Below are 1072 nucleotides of genomic sequence, written 5' to 3'. Positions count from 1 at the left end.
GCTCGCGGAGGCGATCGCGGACAACACGGCCAGGGCGTTCGACTACTGAGTGGGGGCCCGCCCAGGGCCCCGTACGCTTTACGGGTGAGTTTATATACTAAATAGAAAAGGTTGAATTTAATTGAAACAATACTCCTTTAACATAACAGCTACAACCTTAGAGGAATTTAAAAAATTTCTCCCGACCCATAAAAGTAAAAAAATACTTAAAAATTATCTGCTTAATGAGTACGAACTTCCTGAAGTACTCAATAGTCTACAGGATAGGGCTGAAACTGAAAAAGTAATCCAACCATATTGGATGAATGAGGCTGAAATTAATAAGTTAGAACTACTAGTTAAGCAGGCTAAATTAAAAGGCGTTAATATAAATCATTCTTCTATAATGAGAGATATTATGAAAAATTTAGTGGAGCGTTATAGAAATAACCCCATACAAAAAAGTGAGTACAGTAGACAAACTTTTAAAGTACCAGTGGGCACAAAAACAAAATTAGCTTCGTTAATTGAAGAAAGAGAGTTATCGTATGAACTTTCTACATTCATTATGGAAGGGTATATTCCTTCAAATAATTTTCCTTCGATGAGAAATCAAGAACAAGAAAATTTAGATTTTAAGTCTGATATAGATGTTTTTAATAAGTTAGATGAAGTTGCTGAAGAATATGGTTTTAAAAAAGGAAGGGCTAAAATTTTTAGAGATGCGCTTAGTCAGTTTGAAAAATCGCTCCATTCTAATCCGATTAAAAAGGCTTCAATAAAACAAGAGCTGAAATATCTTGTGGATGAATATAAAACGGTTGAAGATGTTTCGGTCGTTCTCGAGGAAGTTAAAAACTATTTAAAGGTTAATAATAGGGTGAATAAAACCAGCAATTTTATAAAATGTCCTCACTGTGGTTTCAATCATCTTAATTTTGATGATTACTTAGAAGTTGGAGACATGTCAGGAACTTTTGACATGGATTGTGAGAAATGTGAAGAGTCATTTATTGTAGATTTTGAAAGCACATATTATTTTCAAACTAAATAAGAACGGAGAATTATAAAAAATGGAGATAGTTAAAAATAA

General features: G+C 33.0%; 1 protein-coding gene. It reads left to right on the top strand.

The genetic code is table 11. The features are described from left to right. The first annotated feature begins 121 nt into the window (after positions 1 to 121). Positions 122 to 1033 carry a hypothetical protein gene (locus ABZ565_RS35775; RefSeq protein WP_361036489.1) on the top strand — a complete coding sequence of 304 codons (912 nt, stop codon included), beginning with the start codon at positions 122 to 124 and terminating at the stop codon, positions 1031 to 1033. Positions 1034 to 1072 lie beyond the last annotated feature (39 nt).

The organism is Streptomyces sp. NPDC016469 (assembly GCF_040632905.1).
Classification (GTDB): domain Bacteria; phylum Actinomycetota; class Actinomycetes; order Streptomycetales; family Streptomycetaceae; genus Streptomyces.
The sequence above is the reverse complement of the archived record's forward strand: the minus strand, read 5'-3'. Positions and strand labels throughout refer to the sequence as shown.